10 protein-coding genes are annotated in these 20,841 nt (G+C 42.0%); 4 read left to right on the top strand and 6 right to left on the bottom strand.

Translation table 11 applies throughout. The features are described 5' to 3' along the window. Positions 1 to 18: 18 nt before the first annotated feature. From CB4_RS09645 to CB4_RS09635, 3 genes are all read right to left on the bottom strand, one after another. Positions 19 to 1,140, bottom strand: a complete 1,122-nt coding sequence (locus CB4_RS09645; RefSeq protein ID WP_231956211.1) for a sensor histidine kinase — start codon at positions 1,138 to 1,140, stop codon at positions 19 to 21. A gap of 95 nt (positions 1,141 to 1,235) precedes the next feature. Continuing rightward, positions 1,236 to 2,429, bottom strand: a complete 1,194-nt coding sequence (locus CB4_RS09640; RefSeq protein WP_096465380.1) for a beta-ketoacyl-[acyl-carrier-protein] synthase family protein — start codon at positions 2,427 to 2,429, stop codon at positions 1,236 to 1,238. A gap of 400 nt (positions 2,430 to 2,829) precedes the next feature. Further along, positions 2,830 to 4,515 carry a DEAD/DEAH box helicase gene (locus tag CB4_RS09635; RefSeq protein WP_096465378.1) on the bottom strand — a complete coding sequence of 562 codons (1,686 nt, stop codon included), beginning with the start codon at positions 4,513 to 4,515 and terminating at the stop codon, positions 2,830 to 2,832. 158 nt (positions 4,516 to 4,673) lie between these two features. On the opposite strand from CB4_RS09635, the gene CB4_RS09630 reads away from it, so the two are divergent. Together CB4_RS09630 and CB4_RS09625 are read left to right on the top strand one after the other, a co-directional pair. Beyond that, positions 4,674 to 5,918, top strand: a complete 1,245-nt coding sequence (locus CB4_RS09630; RefSeq protein ID WP_096465376.1) for an MFS transporter — start codon at positions 4,674 to 4,676, stop codon at positions 5,916 to 5,918. 222 nt (positions 5,919 to 6,140) lie between these two features. Beyond that, positions 6,141 to 6,506 (top strand): hypothetical protein, encoded by a 366-nt coding sequence (locus CB4_RS09625; protein ID WP_096465374.1) that lies wholly within the window; start codon positions 6,141 to 6,143, stop codon positions 6,504 to 6,506. A 141-nt stretch (positions 6,507 to 6,647) separates the two neighbouring features. On the opposite strand, the gene CB4_RS09620 is transcribed toward CB4_RS09625, so the two are convergent. Further along, positions 6,648 to 11,603 carry an MAC/perforin domain-containing protein gene (locus CB4_RS09620; protein ID WP_096465372.1) on the bottom strand — a complete coding sequence of 1,652 codons (4,956 nt, stop codon included), beginning with the start codon at positions 11,601 to 11,603 and terminating at the stop codon, positions 6,648 to 6,650. 348 nt (positions 11,604 to 11,951) lie between these two features. Here CB4_RS09620 and CB4_RS09615 point away from each other — a divergent pair, with 348 nt between their 5' ends. Further along, positions 11,952 to 13,841, top strand: coding sequence for a lipase family protein (locus CB4_RS09615; protein ID WP_096465370.1), 1,890 nt, complete (start codon positions 11,952 to 11,954; stop codon positions 13,839 to 13,841). 96 nt (positions 13,842 to 13,937) lie between these two features. Here CB4_RS09615 and CB4_RS09610 read toward each other — a convergent pair whose 3' ends face one another. Beyond that, complete coding sequence (locus CB4_RS09610) at positions 13,938 to 15,398, bottom strand: amidase (RefSeq protein ID WP_096465368.1); 1,461 nt, start codon at positions 15,396 to 15,398, stop codon at positions 13,938 to 13,940. A gap of 130 nt (positions 15,399 to 15,528) precedes the next feature. Here CB4_RS09610 and CB4_RS09605 point away from each other — a divergent pair, with 130 nt between their 5' ends. Next, positions 15,529 to 16,269: a helix-turn-helix transcriptional regulator gene (locus tag CB4_RS09605; RefSeq protein WP_096465366.1), complete on the top strand. Its 741-nt coding sequence runs from the start codon at positions 15,529 to 15,531 to the stop codon at positions 16,267 to 16,269. Between the two features lie 497 nt (positions 16,270 to 16,766). On the opposite strand, the gene CB4_RS09595 is transcribed toward CB4_RS09605, so the two are convergent. Beyond that, a complete protein-coding gene (locus CB4_RS09595; protein ID WP_096465364.1) occupies positions 16,767 to 20,726 on the bottom strand; it encodes an immunoglobulin-like domain-containing protein in 3,960 nt (1,319 codons plus the stop codon). Positions 20,727 to 20,841 lie beyond the last annotated feature (115 nt).

Below are 20,841 nucleotides of genomic sequence, written 5' to 3'. Positions count from 1 at the left end.
AAATCTATATTTCGGGTTTTATTTGCTACACACCGTAACTAAAGGTACGCGAATCTCAACTGTTGTTCCTTCTTTTTCTTTCGATTGTATTGTAATACTTCCTTTCATCTCTTCCACTAGCCCCTTACATATACATAAACCTAGCCCTGTTCCTTCTTCTTTTGTTGTAAAGAACGGGTCAAAAATTTTGCTTAGTTGACTTTCCGGAATCCCGATTCCATTATCAACAAACGTTAATACCGCCTCTTTGTTATCCATTGAATGATCTAGCGTAATAAACAAGATTCCTTCTGGTTTTAGTGCGGAGATACCGTTTTTTATGATGTTAAGTACAATCTGCTCAATATGAGAAGATACACCTTGAACAAAAACAGAAGCTTTGGGCATGTATAGATGAATGGTAACGTTCTTCTCTACTGCAAAATATGTAGATAGATCATGCACTTTTTGAATAACGTGATTCAGGTTTACCTTTTCCCATTTACTTTTTTGACTCTCTCCTTTACGTGCTAAAATAAGAAAATCAGATACCAGGTTCTCTACTTGACTAATTTCATCAATACAAATATCAATATAATTCAAAAAATCTTTTCGATCTTCTGTCTCATTAAGTAGCAATTGCTTCATTAATTGCTGGAACCCTTTAATACTACAAAGCGGATTTCTGATCTCATGAGCCATTCCCGCTGCCATCTGTCCCATAATTGATAATTTCTGGTTATGCAAATGATTGATTACTTTGTCTTTTGCAAACAAAAATCCATTAATACAACTGGTGAATCTCGTATTTAGAATTTCATTAAATCTAGCGATCAGAAAGGTACGCTCCTTGGGGTCGGATAGATGGTGATTCATTACATAACATACATGCTCAAAAGAATTCACCCGGATATTATGTGTAATTTGAATAAGTGTTTCTCTGCTTATCTGCCTCACTTCTCCAAAATAAACCCCTATTTCATAACCGGCTTGTTCGATTTGTTGTAAGGCTTTTACGTATTCATCATTTTCCTTAAATAACGTTCCGACCACTGTCGTACATACCGAATACAAGGAGATTCTATACGCCTCAATATCTTCAATCACTTCATGAAAGTTTTCGATCTCTTTTATCATATCCTGAAGATGGGCTTGTATCATGATCGGAATTTTCTTAATAATCAAAGGGAGTAACGATTCTTTGCACTCATATAATGTAATCATCATCTTCTCCGTTATATGTAAATTTTCAAAAATTAGTATTTAGAAATACAGATAGCGGCATTATTCCCCCCATATCCATGAGAAGTCACAACAACACGATCAACCTCAGTCTGCGTGGTATCAAATACGATCGGTAATTCTGGATAATCATCTCGAACGGCATTCACCGTGCCTGGAATAAAATTATGTTCCATACCAATCAGGGAAGCAATCATTTGCGCTCCTGCGCTGGCTCCAAACATATGACCCGTTATACTTTTTATAGAAGTAATCGGAATGTCCGTACCAAATAATTGCATATGGTTGGTAGCTTCAATCCTATCATTCTCTACCATCCCTAATGCCTGACTATTCACATACGTAGGTCTTCTATCTTTCGTGACACGCTTCATGTCATGCAGTATATGCTTCCCTTCGCTATCTGAAAAAAATATTCCCGTTGCATCATTCGTTGTACTCACTTCGTCAATTACGGCTAAAATTTTGGCCCCTCTGTTTAACGCAGCAGATTCCTTTTCAAGAACTAGTACACTGGCACCTTCCGCTATGACAAACCCTGCACTCTTCTTTGAGAATGGAACGCCCATGGCATGCAGCTCTTTATTTTGTGATAAACACCTTATTTTCCCAAAAGCATACATGACCGATTTAGAAATGGGGGCATCCGCTCCTCCGACGATGCAGGTGTCCAATTCACCGGCATGTAAATACATCATCGCATCCTGTATCGCATCGATCCCTGCTGAACACCCGGTTGCGACTGTTCTTGTCACCCCGGTTATCCCCAATAACTCTGCCATCGAAGAAGCTAGACTATGATAATGAACGATCCCACATCCCGTTACAGGAATTGCTTTAAAGTTATTCTCATTGGCAATCGTAATGACTTCATCATATCCAAGGGTTCCTCCTAACGCAGTTCCCATGAAAATCCCTGTTCTATATCCACTCAGGTCTGTCTTTCCTGCCATCTGTATGGCTTCTTTCATCGCAGACATCGCCAAGAGACTAATTCTCGGGTATCGTCGATATTTTTTATCTTTTTTTATTTCCTCTAGCTTGTCATACACAACCCCAAACGCAATATCTTTGCCTTCGGTTCCTTGCCCTGCAAACAGTTCCAGGGCGCTTACTTGTGTGATAAGCGAATCTGTAAAATGATCTACATTATACCCACCAGGCGCTTTAATCCCGTAACCAGTAATCACGATCTTTTCCTTTTTCATAGTTTTTCCTCCTTTGGGCTTAAAATCAATTGGAATGATTTAAAGTAATGTCGTAGGAGTAGGAAAAAATAATAAGAATGGTAATATTTTCGGTAAATGCACCTTTATTTTAACTTTTTTATTGGTAAAAATATACTTATATTTTGACTTTACTGAAAAATCAAAGGAAAGTTTGGCGAAATTATGATTTCGAAGACACTCTTATAAATCTAAAAAGAGCCGGGACCCAATTGTATCAATGGGTTCCGGCTCATGTATTTCGATAAAGCAAATCAGGTACTATAGCAGATATTGTTACTATGGCGATTATAACGATAGCGGATGCAAGACTTACAAACCATAACCTATTCATCAAAGCCCCCCTTAAAACAACAACCCCCGATCATAAAACTTCAAACTCTTACCAGCTTGTCCTGATTGAATCGTGTGCTTTTTCCTCCTCTTCAATAAGAAGGCGCAGCATATCACTGCGGTTCGTTCCGGTTTCGATAAGCTGATTAATCACATATTGCTTCTCACCTAGCAACTTCTCCAGACTCTCATCAACCGTTCCCTCTCCAATCAGAGAATATACGTTAATATTCTCATGCACCTCAGCTCCGAAACGCCACACACGTCCGACGCATTGGGATACATACGCAGGAGACCACGGTTTGCTTGTAAAGATGACATTGTTCGCAATCGTTCCTGTCCAACCTTCTCTACTAGAAGACTCGCTTCCGATCATAACCCAGCATGTAGGATCGTTCATGAATTTATCTACTTGTTGCTGTCGATTCTTGATTTCCCCATGAAGAATAGCCGGATTATACTTCTCAAAATACTCATGCATAATTTCTACAAAAATGCGTGAATGACTAAAGATCACGACTTTTTCGCCCCGTAAGACGATATCCTCTACTATCTCTTCTACGATTTCCAGTTTTCCGCTTCCTGCCGTTCCTTCTGCTCCGCCTACAATTTCAGCAGACTCTGCAATCTGGCTCAGACGCGTGTACTTGGCGAGCGGCGTCGGGATATGGTAAAACGAAAACCCTTCAAAAACTTCACCCGGCATCGCTTTTTTTACCGCTTCATATAATTCTCTCTGTAGCTCTGTAAGCTCGACAGTAAGATTGTATGGGATAACAGGAGGAAGATTGTGCATCACATCTGCTTTCAAGCGGCGAATCATGTTTGTACGCAACGCCTCCTTTAAAGATTCCATGTTGACAACCGCACTTGCATAAAATACTTTGGAAGTTACAGGCCAGCGCAGCCACTTCAGTATGTTATATAAATCATCAGCACCGTTAATCACAGGTGTCGCGGTGATCGCATATCGTTCTCTCGTTTCGAGCCGATGAACAACCTTGCCAACTTGTGATTCTGCATGTTTGATTTTATGTGCTTCATCTAAGTAGCACACATCAAACGGATTTTCTTGGTGGATATGTAGCACATGGTCGATATCCTGACGAAATTGCTCGTATGACATAACCACTAGATCATACCGATGACTGGAAAAGTCAGCGTACATACTCATGCGTTGTTCGACCGTTCCTTTTAGAATAAGGACACGTAAATGAGTAAATCGTTGCGCCTGATTATAGACGTCTTGTAATAAGCTCGCTTTCGTAATATATAGCCCACATTGAATCATCCCCGCCTGTATCTTCGCTTCGTGAGAACACAAAATCGGCGGAGTCTTCCCCACCCCTTCTTGATCGGCGATGAGTAAACCATCGCGCTTTAGTAGGGCATTGTATAACTGAATTTGATGAGGACGTAACGGAACTTTCGGAGAATAATCCCCGGGGAAATCTACTGATTCTACAGCCAGGTCATTACGATACTCCAGTAGCTGAAGTAATTTCTGATCAATCACACGGACGGGCTTTTTTCTCGCCTTTCTTCTTCCAGGAACCTCAGGCAGTCGCTTTTTATATACCACTGCTCCTGGTTCATGTCCTGTGTCTGCAAGCGTTGGAAGCTCCGCTTCTTCCCCTTCATCCCATACAGAAGGCTCGATAATCGCTTCCGCTTGTTCATTCTCTCGTTTCTTCTTCCCAAACCAACTACCTATTTTTTCAATCCAACTCCACATGTCTACAACTCCTGATGTACAAGCATTTTGGATAATCGCTTTTATTTTCTCACTTTCAGTTCGAGGTGTCCATTGAAAGGTAGCTTGCAAAAGGAAAGCGGGGATACTATAATCACTAAGGCACGAAGCCCAGATACCAGATATAGGAGGGTGAGAAAATGGAACATTCGATACCTGGGAAGACAAATTTGTTTCAAAATCGATTTGTACAGACGATTATGCTATCTGGAATTTTGCTGCAAGTCGGCATCTGGGTACGCAATTTTTCTGTTTTGTTATTTGTAATGGATAAAACGGGCAACAATCCATTAGCCGTTTCGCTCATTTCGGTCGCAGAGTTTGCGCCGATTTTTCTATTTTCCTTTATCGGCGGCACGTACGCGGATCGCTGGCCGCCGAAGCGGACGATGGTATGGTGCGACATCGTAAGCGCACTATCGGTATTCGCTGTATTATTGACACTTGTATTCGGTACATGGCAGTCTGTTTTTTTTGTTACGCTTGTATCGGCGATTTTATCGCAGTTTTCCCAACCGTCTGCCATGAAATTGTTTAAAGTTCACGTTGCCCCTGAACAACTACAGGCTGGTATGGCCATGTTTCAATCACTAATGGCCATCTTCATGGTAATTGGCCCGATAGTAGGAACGTTTGTGTATCAAACGTTTGGGATTCAGATTGCGGTTGGAGTGACGGGTGTCTCGTTTTTATTATCAGCAGCCGTGCTGCGACTGCTTCCGCCTGACCAAGTGGAGGAGAAAACAGGCGAAGAAAATGTGTGGCAGGAGATGGTAGATGGATTTCGTTATGTACTACGGACCCCTGTATTAAAGTCGCTCAGTGGGGCTTTCTTGTTCGCCGGGCTTGCTGTTGGAATTTTACAGCCGCTCACCGTCTTTATTGTAATGGAACGGCTCGGTCTTCCGAAAGAAAGTGTCCAATGGCTTCTAATGGTGAACGGTCTCGCGATGCTCATCGGTGGTGGCTTGGTCATGGGGCTTGCTAAAAAAGTTTCTCCACAAAAATTGCTGGCGATGGGGATGCTTGTGAGTGCGATTTCTGCTTGCGGCATCGGACTGTCAACTGATATGAAACTGACGCTTGTACTGGAATTTTTTAATGGCTTATTCTTCCCTTGTATTCATATCGGGGTAAGCACGCTCATTTTACAAGCGTCTGAAGAAGCATACATCGGACGTGTGAACGGTGTGCTTACTCCGATGTTTATGGGCATGATGGTTGTGACGATGAGTGCGGCTGGCTGGCTGAAAAAAACGATTACACTTGTCGGTGCATATGAAGCAGCAGGTGTATTATTTTTACTTGGCATGTTAACGGTCGTGCCGCTGTTTCGTATGCATGTAGGAGGATCTGCGAATCAATGTAATGACAGCAGCGACTAGTCCGAATAACCATAATAAAAGCGCTCCGTATCCTATAAATCCTACTCTTTATTCGAAAATACATTATGCCTTTAGCACCCTTTACTTTGGGTGCTATCTTTTTTCCACAATATCACATTTCAAACCATAACGATAAACCAAATATCAGAGAACAAGTTAACTTGCTCTGCGAAAGTTGAAGTGATAAGATATCGTTGCGTATTCATATGAGGAGGGAATAATTTGAGTAGAAAAATTGAATGGCAAGAAGACAAGATGGTCATTTGTTTCACCGGATTAACCAGTGTCGCCGCTTTAAAAAGAGAGCTGGAAATTCCTTACTCAACTATTAAAAAAGTCTCCGCCGGTACATTTGAAGTTTCTCCATTTAGCTTCCGCATTGGTACATCAGGTATAGGTAAGAACCTGAAAGAAGGACGTTTTCTACATAATGGAGAGTGGTATTTCCTTTCCTTTGAAAACCATGAACACGTTGTTATTTTAGAGTTAGAAGGGCATGAATATCAAAAAGTTGTTTTTGAACATGAGAAACCCGAATCACTCCTAAAAGAAATTCTACATCGATGCCCACAATTTAGAGCGCCATAAACAAAAAAGCACCACAATGGGTGCGTTAGTTCTTTATAAACACTTCAAAGTTTTCATCTGTTAAGCCATCTTTCTGAAGAGAAGGGCCTCCTCCCCGTTCGTCTCTTCAGACTTCTGAGTCGGCCCCTTCCTTCATTCTTTTTACGATTCGCTTGTGAAATTACCAAAAATAACTAAATCACCAGGTGCATATACCTCTGTTAGATTAATATAATTCTTACTTGGGAAAAGCAAATTCTTCAACGCAAACACAGAAACGGGTTCAAAATCGACATTAATCTTGTCAGCAACCTGTCCTGGGATTTGATCCTTTAGAGCTTGATTGACTTGTGCCTGCAAGTCATCAGAGCCGCATGGTCCACCCCCCGACGTTCTTCCATCAACGTCAATGGATTGATTGGAAACACGAATTTGTATTTTTTGATCTCTTCCTGTGCCTCCTATGCTAAGAGGTAAAGTAGCAGAAATACTCATGTTGAAATCGGTACTCAATGAATTTTCTGTACAATGCCAATCCCCGATAGACACCCGCTCGCAAACTTTTTCAGTAAATGATTGCGTTTGTTTCTGAGAATACCCAAGTTTCAGTCTTCCCTCTGGTGATGGGATTATCGTCATTCCGCTGATTGACCAGGCGACATTGTTACCACCAGGAATCCAATACTTCTTATCAATATCCTTCGACGACCCATACGCGGTATAAGTTTTTCTATTATCCAACCTGCTTAAATCAATATTTCCATTTATCAATCCCTCTGTAAAGTAGCTGTACCATGCTTTATCTGGATCATTTGGATTCGAACCCTTGATGTTCCATCCCCCTTTATCCATGCTGGCAGGAATGATCTTATCAAAAAATATCCTGCTATTCACAAGCAGACTGCACTCCGCACCTTGCGGAATTGGCTCTGGCAGCTTATTAAGGAACGTTTGACTATAATCGAAAGCGGTACGGTTCGCGGTTTGAATAAACAACTGCAAGATTTCATTTCCACTCTGTGTTTTTAATGTTTTGAAATAGAATTCATGTGGCCGCAAATCTTCCAACGTTGTGATGTTTGACAAATCGAGCGAGTTAATAATATAGGAAATTTTATGAGTTTCAAAGTAAGCTTTGACCCCTTCATTGAACGCAACAAGTTCTCCGTCACTCATATCCAGCGATTCTTCATCACTAAGCTCAATGCCTTTGGCGGAAAAACTTCCTTGCTCCAAGTTAAGAGCAACGCTATAGACGTCGTTACTTTGTCCCTCGACCACACCTTTGATTTTCTCAATAGGTACAACCGCCTGTAAGATTCCTTTTTTTATAGATACAGTCGGATCACATTCAGGCTGCTCGCCCTCTTTTTGCTCGCATTCCGTCAACGTTCCCCCGGTAATTTGCATTTCTAATTGAACATGCTGATTATTGTTCGGGAGGAATGTTACGCTTGGATACCCGTATTCCATGTCTATTTTTTTGATCGCATACTTATTTTTTCTAATCTGTGTTTTGATGTCTGCGCTAATTTTTCCGCCGAATTGTGTATCGTTATTTTTATATTCAATATATTGCTTCTGCAACGTATCATTGATTTTATCGAGTGTCATATTGAATACGACATCCCAATTGTTTAATGAAGATCCTTGCTGGTACATTCTTGCGACAATATCCGGAGCAGACGGTGCACCTGCTGCCGCCATCAATAGCCGACGCGCCGGCGCATCTTTTATTCTTGCCTTGAGCGTAAACGACAGTGTAATCGTGACCGTGTGATCTTTGAATCGAATGCCTTGATTACACTTCGTATTCGGTAGACTCATCTCCCATATCGTAAACGGGGTAATGGGGTTTACATCTTCTGACCATGACATGCCTTCGTCAATAAACTTGGGCTGGTTTGTTCCAACCTCATACTCATATGTTCGCTCTCGACGCAGGGTTGTGAACATCCGTGCATTTCTTTCTGCATCTCGATCATAAAAAGGTGCGCCCTGGCATGCAAGATTGATGAGATAGCTGCCGCTGTCTGTAGAAGCGATTCCATCAATTTTCGCTGTCACCGCGACAACTCTTAGCTGAACATATTTTAAAAATTCCAAAGCATCCGGCTGGATCGCCACTTGAAACACATTTCCACCTATCAGCTGATCGGTAACTACTCCGTGAATCTCAACGTCAATCGGTGTCGTTGTGGTCGTTTGGTATTGATTTAACAATGTTTTCGCTTTAATTTTGTTTGTTTCCTGCCGCGCTAATGCACTTCTAAATCCGGGCAAGTCGAACGTATCGATGTTTGTAGCCGGTTGCAGGAATTGATATTGCAGTGCTTGATCTTGCAGGAGAAACGCTTCAGCTAAAATCCCCATCATCTGATTCTGAATAGACGTCAGATGACCGGTCAAACCGATTAAGTCAATCTTATTGAGCTGTAAGTCACCAATTTTTTCCGGTTTTAAATAGCCTTGCAGATCGCTTAAGCGCTTGCGCTGCGCTTCATTGATGATCTGCTGTTTTTGCTGGATGTATATATCGCGGGCAAGATCACGAGCAGACGATTTGGTGCTAGCTAATGCCTTGCCTCGCAGGACAAGAATACCAAACGCTTCATCAAGACGAGCTTTGCAGCGGTTCACTTCAGGGTCAGATGGAGCGGTTGCCAGAATGGCTTTCATGTGCTGGCTCATCTCATCCCACGCCAGATTTGCCATTGTATCCATCTCGTCTACGCCGTCAAGGGATGCTTGTGCATTTTTGATCGATTCGACGCTCGTGTTAGCCGATGTGTATAATTTAAATGTAGAATTAAGCACACCCAGCACCTTTTTCATTCTTTGTACCGTTAACCCGAGTTCTTTCACAGACGTAATGGATTTTGCAGGAATGAGTACGGTCGTTCCTGCATCAAACAAATTGGTCGCAATGTCGAGTCCAAATTTGATCCATTCTCGTGTTTGCCAATCTTTAAGTGCCTGCTTATAGTTCTCCACTGCTTCCCGCACTTCGCTTTGCTGCTGCTGCACGGCAATTTCAAGCTCATCCATTTTTTGTTGCTGGCGTTCGTATTCCGTCTTTTTTTGCGCAACAATCGAGCCGTAGTACGCGGCGAGATCGCTTTGCTGTGCGGCACTCGCTTCAATCACTTTTGCCAACAACTCACCCGATTGAATGATATTTTCATTCATTTTTTTGGCAACATCAATGATAAGCTCGCTTTGTTTTCGTCTTTCGATCTCTTCTTGGTTTATCTGCATTTGTTCGTTGATTTCTTTCACAAAATCAAGAATCGCATGCACCTGTTTCTCATAATCGCTGTAAGGCAGCAGCGGAACGAATGCACCTGGAATCGGATCAGACGCCGTTTTCGCTAGATCGAGTGCACGCACGCGCAGCTCTGCTAGCTCAAGCTCTGTCGTATCTTCCGGAATCACTTCACTGAGCCAAAGCAACGCGTTTTTTGCAAATTCGCGTACTTGCTTAGTCGCTGTTGCTCCATTCAGCAAGGATTGGGCAAAAACATAAGAAAATTCGATACTACTTGCAAAACGTGCAAGCAAGTCTGCGTGTGGTACCGTACGTATGTCTGTCTCGACGGTCACACTGTAGCGGTGATGTAATCCATCACACAGAACGTACGTAAGGCCATCGACAATCGTATAATGTTTGGTGTCCGTTTCATTACGCACCATCATTGCGCCAAGGAATCGGCGGCAGGACAACATAAAAGAAGCAAAAGCTGTATCATCTAGAGCAAGGATCGGCAGTGAGTGCGCATGTGCCATATCGATCACCTGCGCTGTCATGGCGACATCCGTACCCGGAAGATGAATGGTATTTTCCTCAGAGCAATGAAGAATGTTGGCGAAAAAGGTTCCTGTTTTCACTACTTCTTTGGCAACAAATTGCATCTGTGATAAGTCTAGCGTTGGTTTGTATACATTGATCGTCGGTGTTGCTATTGTAGAGATGAAACCAGGAATGTCCCCCTGCGGAAGTTTTGTTTTCATATCGCATGTGCAGTACGGTACAAAATCGACGGGAATCCGTCCTTTGTATTTTTGGACGATGGCTGATTTGAAAATTCTTGTCCACGCTTTTGTGCGGTTATGTTCAGCGAATAAGCTTAATGACGTAAGTTCAATTCCCGTGACGACCGTTTGCGTGCACTCTTCATCGAGCCTGTCCAATGATACCAGCGTATCCTCTTGAAAAGGAGCAAAAATTGAGGTGGTTTCTGCCCAGTTCGCTTCCTGCCACTCCCCCGCTTCGATGGATTGTTTAAGCATCTTATCACCACTAAATGAAAGAATGCGGCTGTATTCTTTGACATACCCATACGTTCCTGTAGTAGCATTCGTCGTAAAATAACGAAATGAGATAGCGTCAGGTCCGCTAATCGGCTGGCTTGTTTTTTCGTACGCTTTTTTTACCTTTTGAAAACGATACGATGGATATGCGAATATTTGAAAAATAATATCCCCTGTTGTTACTCGCGATACAAAATGTGTGCCGTATTTTTGATAGAAATCCAGATAATCAAGCGCAATGTCTTTTGTGATGTTGTCTGGACTGAATTGTCCTGCACGATCGCTGCACGGACGAAGCATGGTTAGTTTTTTTCTGAAGGCTTCATCAACCCCAAACGTTACCGGGATTCTCGCGGGATTCGGGTTGATTCGTATTCCTTGTTCTACGCATGGATGTTCAGCTGTACCGACTGTGCGCCGAAGCTGCACAAGTGCATAGCCGTAATCCGGGTTGCTCAGATCGATCCCAAGCATCGTCGACAATTCTTTCATCGCGCTATCTTTATCTTTGTCTCCAATCAGCAACGGACCGGACGGAAGGATCGGCGCTTTCGTTCCATCGGATGGATTTTCAATCGAGAATGGATATACCTCATCCAGCAAGCTTTCTACTGAATCATGGAGCGAAACTTCTGGATAACTCCAGGTTAATTCCACCGGATTGATTTCAATTTCGAGCTCGACTAACGGCTTGTTATCCGGACGAAACAATGCATCTTCTGCTTCACTACCGAAACGCCAGTAGGGATTTAAGCCCATCAGTAAGTTTGTAGCAGTTCCAAGTTTTACTGTACTCTTTACCTTCATTTTTCCACCTCAATCGTAAATATTTGGTTCCCCCTTCCTACTTTACACTATAGAACTCAACAAATTCTAAACATCCATCCTAGCACAAGGAAATATGGATCGTATTTTTTAGTTAAATATTACTATTTTATCACTTTTAATTACATTACTTCTATTATGACTTCCCCCGATTGCTATATTACTAAAAATTCCAATATAATAGACTTACAGAGAAAAACAAATTCTGGAAGGTGGGATCTGAGGTTATTAGAATCAATACTAACCTATCTACTTATTGGTATAGCCAGGTCTAATGTACCAGCTAGTGATCATGCACTTTATTTATTGATGTGAAAGGATGATTATATAATGGAGAAAGAAACAAAGCAATCTACCCTATTTCGCCTTCACTCAGCATGGAATCATCTTACAAGCACAGAGAAACAACAACTAGTACTTGGGCTCAATTTTAAGCAGCCTGGCGTTCCGCAATCTTATGACCACACAAATCCCTATGCTGAAATACTAGAAGAAGACAGCATCTCTGAAACTTCTTTTGGTCTAGATGTATATAATGGCGTTAAAGTTAAACTTCGCTATCAATATTTTTACTACTATCCAAACATCCAGTGGAACCTGGAAAGCACTCCAGATACAGATAATTACTGGATTGGTTTGTACAAAAAGGGTGCAAAAAATACCGATTATTTAGCATATCATTATATTGGTAAATCTACCTCTGGGAATCATTCCTTCAGCTATTTTAAAAGCGAAGTGGCTGGAAATGGAACAAGTGAAGAATACGAACTTCGTATTTTTAAAAACGGCTATAGTCAAAAAACCGCTACCTCTAACATAATGTATGGACGTTCTTATTCTGTCTCTACAAAAGATCCTGTTGTCTCTTCGTTGCCTCAACATCAGGTAAATACAGAGACAACTAGAGATCCCTTTATAGAAGCTATGCTGGCTACAGCAGATGGAAATGCCCCGCTCTTTAAGAGTAAGCATCCTAATCATGCAACTCAAGAAGTTACAAATTGCTGGGACTCCCTTAGTTACGAGGAACAACAATTGGTATACCCTCGCTTACGACACGATCTTATCTCTGATTGTAAGGCCGATGATGCAGATAATTCCAGGCCAGAGCCGAAAGTTCTTTTCCCTGAATTAGGTGAACAACTTGTAGGCGATGAAGACAATAAAATCTCTCTTACTTTAACACTCAGGGAAAGCTACACATACATTTATCCGAATATTTCTGTGGAAACCACTGCCGGGGGATATTTTGGCTGGTGCGGCCTTTATAAAACACGTGAGGATTTCAAATTCGATGCCAATTCGCCTATCTCCTGGAAATGGTGTGGAGATAACCAAACAGGAACTGCCGAACTTGGATATATTATGGATCACTTACAAGGAAAAATAGTCCAAGAATATGTTGGGGTAGTTTTCACTAAAAAGTATAGAACTGATTCATATCACCAAATCGGTATAGCTGCCACCTCTATCGGTGCAAGCATAACTGTATCAGAAGCCCCTCTTAAGCCAACTCGTAAAATTGAATTTGATAGAAATACAGCTTTACGATGCGCTGAATTATCAAATCTAGCATATAAAACATATAGTAACATTAAGAGTAAATTACCAGAATATAACCTACAACCAGAATTAGAAATCTCCAACTATTCTAGTAATACGTACGGCTTCATTGCAAGTAACTCGGAAGAAGTCGTAATAGCTATACGTGGTTCAGACAGCTTTGACAACTGGTTAAAAAACTTTTACTTTAACTTAACGCCTGTAAATTTACACAATAAAACCATCTACGCACATCAAGGATTTGTGACTTCCCTAAACTCCGTTTATAATACTATTGTAGCTCACGTAAAACCCATTCTAGGAAAAAAACGCCTACTTATTACAGGCCATAGCCGGGGCGGAGCAGTAGCATCCTTAATTGCTTATGGTCTAGCTGGTGAATTCCCTGCAAATTATCGCCAATTATTTACTTTCGGTTGTCCACCAGTTGGTGACATGGACTTTGCTGAATCTTGGCTTGGCAGCAACTCTTTCGTTATTACAAATCCAGGGGACCCTATAGCAGACGGAAATGTTCTAAAGATTGGTTCATACGTAAATCTCTACCTCCCTGCTACACAATATTATTTACCAGAAAATGTGGGGATCGAGGGACATCGCATCACCCAGTATATTGCTCAATTAACCAGACTTCCACAGGAAGCTCTTCTAATTTAATTTTCCCCATCTGGCCAAATCGAACGGTTTATCTATTGAACATAAGATTACCTAATTATACAAAAACCCCCACCCATAAAAAGGTGGGGGTTTTTATTAGATTGTAGGTTTGGCTAATTTTGATGCATGAATCGCTGGCTTTTTGTCTTTCCACTGATGAGCCTTTTCTAGTTGTGTGGCCAGTTGAAGCAAAGTAGCTTCGTCAGCGAATCTGCCCGTGAATTGCATACCAATCGGCAACCCAGCAGCACTCCATTTTAAAGGAAGTGAAATAGATGGCTGTCCAGTTGCATTAAATAAATTTGTGAATGGCGCATAAGTAAAAATTTGTTCTGTCCATTGCTTGGCATCAATGGATGGATTGTTTGCATTTAAAAACCCTATTTTAGCTGGTAATGCAGCCATAGTCGGGGATAATAACACATCATAATCCGAGAAAAATTGACCAACTTGTCTTGAAACAGTAGCATTAATTTCGATAGCATCCAAAAGCTCAGATGCTTTCATTTCTTTTCCATATAAATAACACTGCCAAATAGCAGATTCGATATTTTTATCACTTGGTGTTTTACCCGAAGCTTTAGCCACTCCATTGATCATCTTATAAATGTTTGCTGTCCAAATCTGTAAAGTCGCTAAACTAAAAGGTTCCACTTCATATTCAGGACGATCTTCCACAACTATATGTCCCAAATCCTCGCATAACTGAACCGTTTCATGTAATGCCATTAAGCATTCTTCATCTACAGGAACACCAGAAGCTGGACGTCCGGTCCACGCGATCTTTAATGGTTTGACGGGTCTTTCGATGATCTTTTTGTATTCTTCAGAAGGAGATTCGGGCCATCCATAGCAGCCGATATCTGGACCACTTACAGCATCGAGGAGATAGGCTGTGTCTCTTACTGTTTTCGTTAAGGCGAATTCAATGGCAATCCCGTTTAACGGCTCACTATTATACGGTCCGGCCGGTATTCTACCCCGAGTTGGTTTTAGGCCTACTAAACCGCTGCACGAGGCTGGAATTCTGATTGACCCTCCCCCATCATTAGCATGCCCTACAGGTACCATACCCGAAGCAATCGCTGCCGCAGAGCCACCACTTGATCCACCTGGGCTATGATTTACATTCCACGGATTTCGTGTCGGTCCATAAAGAACAGCTTCTGTAGCTGCGTTATATCCAAACTCTGGCGTAGTAGTCGTTCCAACTGTTACAAACCCCGCTTTTCTAAACCTTTTCATTAATTCACTATCAACCGGAAGTACTGAGCCTTCTGCCAATCGGCTTCCTGCGCTGAATGGGATGTTTTTGGCATGAAGAACGAGTTCTTTGATTACAAAGGGTACTCCTTGAAAAGGACCTTCAGGTAAACCTTCTTCAATTTCACTTATAGCTTCTTCCTCCAGAATCGAGACAACAGCATTTAAGTCTGGATTTAATTCCTTAATGGCTTTAACAGAAAGTTGAACAAGCTCTTCTGGTGTGACCTGTTTGCTTTTTACAAGCTCAGCCAGCCCTAGACCGTCATAAGTAGAGAATTCCACTATATTCACAAATCATCCCTCCTTTTACACCTATTATCTAGTGAGAAACTAAATTGATCTATTACCCAAACGGATAAATATTTTATTTTTCTAAAAATTCTTATATTATGGTGATAACTACTTACAAAGGAGGACAGATATGCAGTTAACGCATACGGATTATATCAACGTCCTATCTGCCGTAGAAGAATTAGCAAGTAAACAAATGAGTACAGACATAGATAGCTATCGTCGGGAAGTTCTTTCTGTTCTCAGTGAAATATTAGGATTTAATCGATCTTTGTTTTGGTTGGTGGACGACCAGCAACATTTGGTAGATCCTATTTTATTAAATATTGATAAGAAGTCGTTGGAGGAATATAATCATTATTTCTATCAATTAGATATACTTGGTCCATTTTATAGGAGAAATAAGCAGCAGATTCAACAGATTGAGGATGTCACTTCATTTAACGAGTATTTACACTCTGAGTATTATCATTCTTTCATGAAAAAGTATGCTTTTTTAGATGAGATGGGAATCTATCTAAAATATGACGGGGCACTCATCGGAGTGATTGGGTTATTACGTGATCAAGATGAAGAAAAATTCACCGAAAAAGATAAAGTTAAACTAAATTTTTTATTTAAACAAATTGAAATCGGTTTCAACTTAAAAAGTATCTATCCGGGCAATAGAACAATGATCAATTCTCCACTAACGTCCAGAGAAAAAGAACTAGTGGCTTATCTGGAAATGGGAATGACTAATAAAGAGATTGCTAAAAAGCTATATGTAAGTGATCATACCGTCAAAAAGCATTTGCACAACTTATATCGAAAGTATGAAGTTAGTAACCGAACAGAGTTATTATATAAAATTCCACGGACATTACTATGAAAAATTATATATGTGAATCGATTTCATATAAAGGTACAAAGTTAATTGCACTTCTTTGATAAAGTCAGATGTATAAGCTTTTATGAACATCATCTGACTCATGTAGGTCATCTACCCAATCCATTGCATGCATTCCAACATAAGATGTCGAAGGCCTATTTACAAGGAGTGAATTTGAATGGTATTTATGTCACGACAGGGACCACCAACATCTCCTCCACCACCATTTATCCCCCAAAAACCTACTGTTTCCTATATCATTGATTGTGTACATCAGTACACGTATGTGTGGCTCCTTACTGGGGATCAGTTCTGGTTTTATCCTACACGAGTAGAATATGGTGAAATCTCAGGTTATAGATGGAACGGTCTATTCTGGATGTTTTATGGAATTGACCCAAGATTTCTTGATGCAGTCGCATGTCCTCCAGTTCCCACTCTTTACTAACATGTAAAAATAAACAATCCACCAGCCTAAGCCAGTGGATTGTTTTTACTTACTTTACATGAAGAGCATTTATAATCATAGTTACTGCTTCTGCTCGTGTTGCAGCCTGCTTTGGTTTAAAGGTGTGATTCGGATAGCCTTTGATAATGTCCTGCGCTACCGCCTGCTTTACTGCTTCCTGTGCCCATGTTGAGATCGACAGATCATCTATAAAGTTTACGTGCTTCTCTGCCGCCTTGCTCTTTTTACTGTTAGTCAGGATGACTGCCATCTGTTCGCGAGTAATTGTATCATCCGCACCGAATGTCGTAGCGTTATATCCATTGATGATGTTATTTGCATATGCCGTATCAATGGCTGTTTTCGCCCAGTGTGTTTTTGTATCCTGGAAGTCCGCTTTTGTATGATCCTTCGGCTGTAAACCAAATGCTTTCACTACGATAGACACAAACTCTGCGCGTGTAATGGTCTGATCCGGTTTGAATGTTCCATCCGGATAGCCAGAAATCGATCCTGCCTGAACCAATTTCTGAATACCCTGCTCCGCCCAGTGACCTTGAATGTCTGTAAGAGCAGCAGGTCCCAGTTTTGTTTCCTTTTTACTTTCTGGAACTTCTACCATCGTAAACGTACTGAATTTATCGACCCAGATGGAAATGCCAACCGGCTTGTTATTCTTATCGTATTGGATTTCGCCTTTATCTACCTTTTTCTCTCCGTCACTGTGTTCAATGAACACATTCAATGAACGTAGAAACGCTTCTTGTTCCTTTGGATCAGCTGGAAGATTCATACCTGTGAAAGGTAATGTAATCTTCGTGCGACCGGAGAAGTTTGTTTCAATATGCAGTGGCGTTCCCACTATTGTTCCATCCTCTGCCTGTGCATGCAGAAGTGTTCGTGTTTGTTTTACATCGCTCTCTTTTGTAACCGGTTCAATCATCATTTGAATGTCCTGTTTATTCAAGGATGCTACGGTCTCTTTTGGAAGCTCAATGCTTGCTTTTTCCGCCATCACCTGGATAGAAGCATCACGAGATGTCAGAACAGAGAGAGCCTCTTTCTGCACAGTAAGAGCGACTTGATCAGCTTCTTTTCCTTTTGCATCGTTCATTGGAATAATAACCGTTTTATTGTTTTCATCCGCCTTAGTGACCGCTTCTACTGCCTTAGTAGCCGTAAGGGTCACACTGTCGCTTGTCTTCCCGTCCGCTGTAGTTGTCCGGATAATTTCCACATTCGCTTCCGGGATCCCTTTACTATTGAGGAGAGACATGGTTCGTATATTGCTTGAAGCTGACGATGAGCTTGAACCACCCCCTCCACCACTAGAGGAAGAAGGCGCGCGAGTGACTGTTATTTTATACGTCTTGACGGTTACTCCGTCTTGCGCTGTAACGGTAATCGTCACAAGGTTTTGTCCCACCTGTAATGCGATTGCTTGACTTGGTTGACCACTTGTAACAAGCGCGTTGTTTACTGTTACGGTAGCCAGTGAATCTGCCAATGTGGGCGTTATTGTCATACTACTTACACTGTTTCCTACATTTACAGCATAATTGTACGTATTTGCTGAGAGGGTAACACTGCCTTGTGAGCTTACTAATGAACTAATATCTGCATTTTGCTGTGGTGCACGTTTTATTACCTTTACTCCAAACGTTTTGGTGTCGGTTACACCATTTTTCGTAATGGTTGCCGTCACAGTAACCGTGGCATCCCCTGTGCTATATTCTGGACGTTGTACCGTACCATCAGATGCAAGAATAGCCGGGTTACTAGAAGACCAACTAATCACTGTACCATTCACACCTGTAGATGGAAGGATTACATTTTGGGTTACACCACTCGCACTATCTCCTTGTGCATATCCGATATCTAAAGCTGTCTTTGCTCCCGCAACAGCATCTGCATCCGTCATGACATAACCCTTTGCCTTGACTGTTTGCGAAAAAGACTTCGTGTCTGTGGCGCTATTTTTTGTAACCGTAGCTGTCAATATAACGATAGAATCACCTGATGTAAACTCTGGTCGTGTCACGGTTCCGTTCGCTGCAATAACACCGGGTTTATCAGAAGACCAACTTACCGCTGTATTATTTAATCCTGTCATAGGGAGTGTCACGTTTTGGGTTACACTGCCAGCACTTTCCCCTACTGTATAACCAACGTCAAGTGCTGCTTTTGCTTCTGTCACCGCTTCTACATCTGTCTGGCTTAAAGCTTTTACGGTAACTGTAAAGGTTTTTATATCTGTGGCTCCACCTTTGGTAATCGTAGCTGTTAATGTAATCGTCCGGTCTCCCGTCAGGTAAGCTGGACGTGTTACCGTTCCATCCGTTGCAAGAACATCAGGGGTATCTGAGCTCCAGCTAATCGTTGTTCCATTCGCTCCTGTTGTAACAAGGGTTACGTTTTGGGTTACACCGCTCGCACTATCGCCCCCGGTATAACCAACATTCAATGCCTCTTTCGTTTCTGCCACAGCTTCTGCATCTGTTTGGGCTGCGCGGGTGACCGTAACGGTATATGTTTTGGTTGAACCATCTTGAGCTGTAACTAATATGGTGATCGTGTTCGAACCTACATTTAACGGTACTGTCTTTGCGCTACCGGAAGTCACCGGTGTTCCATTTACGACAATGGTTGCCGCAGAGTCAGCCAACGTTGATGTCACATCAATACTACTTATCTTATTTCCTACACTCGCTGTGTACGTCGTAGTGCCAGAAGCAAACGCAGGGGATAACGTTCCCTGGCTCAACGTTAGGCTGCTTAAATCGGCATTGTTAGAGAGAATGTTTACCGTTACGGTAGAGATGTTGGAATCCACCGTTCCATCATTGGTTTTAAAAGTAAACGTATCCATTCCTGTTGCATTAGCATTGGGCGTATAAGTATATGCACCAGTGCTCGAATTGGTAATTGATACTGTTCCTTTGTTGCCCTGGCTGACGATGCTGTATGTCAGCGCATCTCCATCGGCATCCGTGGCGCTTAAGGTGTTGCTTTTCGGTGTGTTCTGACTGGTAGCAAGGGTAGCATCGTAGCTGACAGGGGCAATGTTTGGAGGAAGCAGGTTTAATCCAACTGGTACAGTAGCCTGACCTTTGCTGTTATACCCCCAGGACACGACTGTTCCGTCTGATTTTACCGCTAGACTATGCAATTGTCCTGCATCTATGCCGACCACTCCACTGGTTAATCCGGCTGGGATATTACATTGACCACTGCTGTTATCCCCCCAGACCACCACCGTTCCGTCTGATTTTAAGGCTAGACTATGCTGGGATCCTGCAGCTATGGCCACCACTCCGGTTAACCCGGTTGGAATGCTACATTGACCACTGCTGTTATATCCCCAGGCCACCACCGTTCCGTCCGATTTTAAGGCTAGACTATGATAGCCTCCTGCAGCTATAGCCACCACCCCTGTTAATCCAGCCGGTACAGTACATTGACCAGAGCTATTATCCCCCCAAGCCACTACCGTTCCGTCTGATTTTAAGGCGAGAGAGTGGGAATCGCCTCCGGAAATAGCCACCACTCCGGTTAATCCGGTCGGTACGGTACATTGACCACTGCTGTTGTATCCCCAGGCTGCCACTGTTCCGTCCGATTTTAAAGCTAGACTATGGTAGCCTCCTGCAGTTATATCCACCACTCCAGTTAGCCCGGCTGGGATATTAAGCTGGCCAAGGTTGTTAAATCCCCAGGCCACCACTTTTCCGTCTGATTTTAAGGCGAGACTATGGTTATATCCCGCAGCTATACTCCTCACTCCAGTTAACCCTGGGATATTAAGCTGACCAAAGCTGTTATCCCCCCAGGCCACCACTGTTTCGTCTGGTTTTAAGGCGAGACTATGACCGCTCCCTCCGGATATTTTCCCCTTTGCACTAGAAACAGTAAGAGTAGAGGCATACGTAACAGGCAGCAAGCCTCCAAATAACATAATCGTAAATAGTAGACATACTGCTGCATGCTGAAAAAGAGTTTTCTTTTTCATTTTTATTTTCCCTTTCCTTTCTTTCTCATTCTCTTTTGTAATAAACAAAGTGAATTTCTAAAAATCTATCATTGCTAGCTCAATTATATATGAGCTGAAGTCATATAACGGTCAT

It is taken from the genome of Aneurinibacillus soli (genome assembly GCF_002355375.1).
GTDB classification, from domain to species: domain Bacteria; phylum Bacillota; class Bacilli; order Aneurinibacillales; family Aneurinibacillaceae; genus Aneurinibacillus; species Aneurinibacillus soli.
The sequence above is the reverse complement of the archived record's forward strand: the minus strand, read 5'-3'. Positions and strand labels throughout refer to the sequence as shown.

Bases quoted from the DNA above. Each gene is read 5' to 3' on its own strand.
- CB4_RS09645 (WP_231956211.1), bottom strand. From the start codon at position 1,140: ATGATACAAGCCCATCTTCAGGATATGATAAAAGAGATCGAAAACTTT.
- CB4_RS09640 (WP_096465380.1), bottom strand. From the start codon at position 2,429: ATGAAAAAGGAAAAGATCGTGATTACTGGTTACGGGATTAAAGCGCCT.
- CB4_RS09635 (WP_096465378.1), bottom strand. From the start codon at position 4,515: ATGTGGAGTTGGATTGAAAAAATAGGTAGTTGGTTTGGGAAGAAGAAA.
- CB4_RS09630 (WP_096465376.1), top strand. From the start codon at position 4,674: ATGGAACATTCGATACCTGGGAAGACAAATTTGTTTCAAAATCGATTT.
- CB4_RS09620 (WP_096465372.1), bottom strand. From the start codon at position 11,603: ATGAAGGTAAAGAGTACAGTAAAACTTGGAACTGCTACAAACTTACTG.
- CB4_RS09615 (WP_096465370.1), top strand. From the start codon at position 11,952: ATGGAGAAAGAAACAAAGCAATCTACCCTATTTCGCCTTCACTCAGCA.
- CB4_RS09605 (WP_096465366.1), top strand. From the start codon at position 15,529: ATGCAGTTAACGCATACGGATTATATCAACGTCCTATCTGCCGTAGAA.
- CB4_RS09595 (WP_096465364.1), bottom strand. From the start codon at position 20,726: ATGAAAAAGAAAACTCTTTTTCAGCATGCAGCAGTATGTCTACTATTT.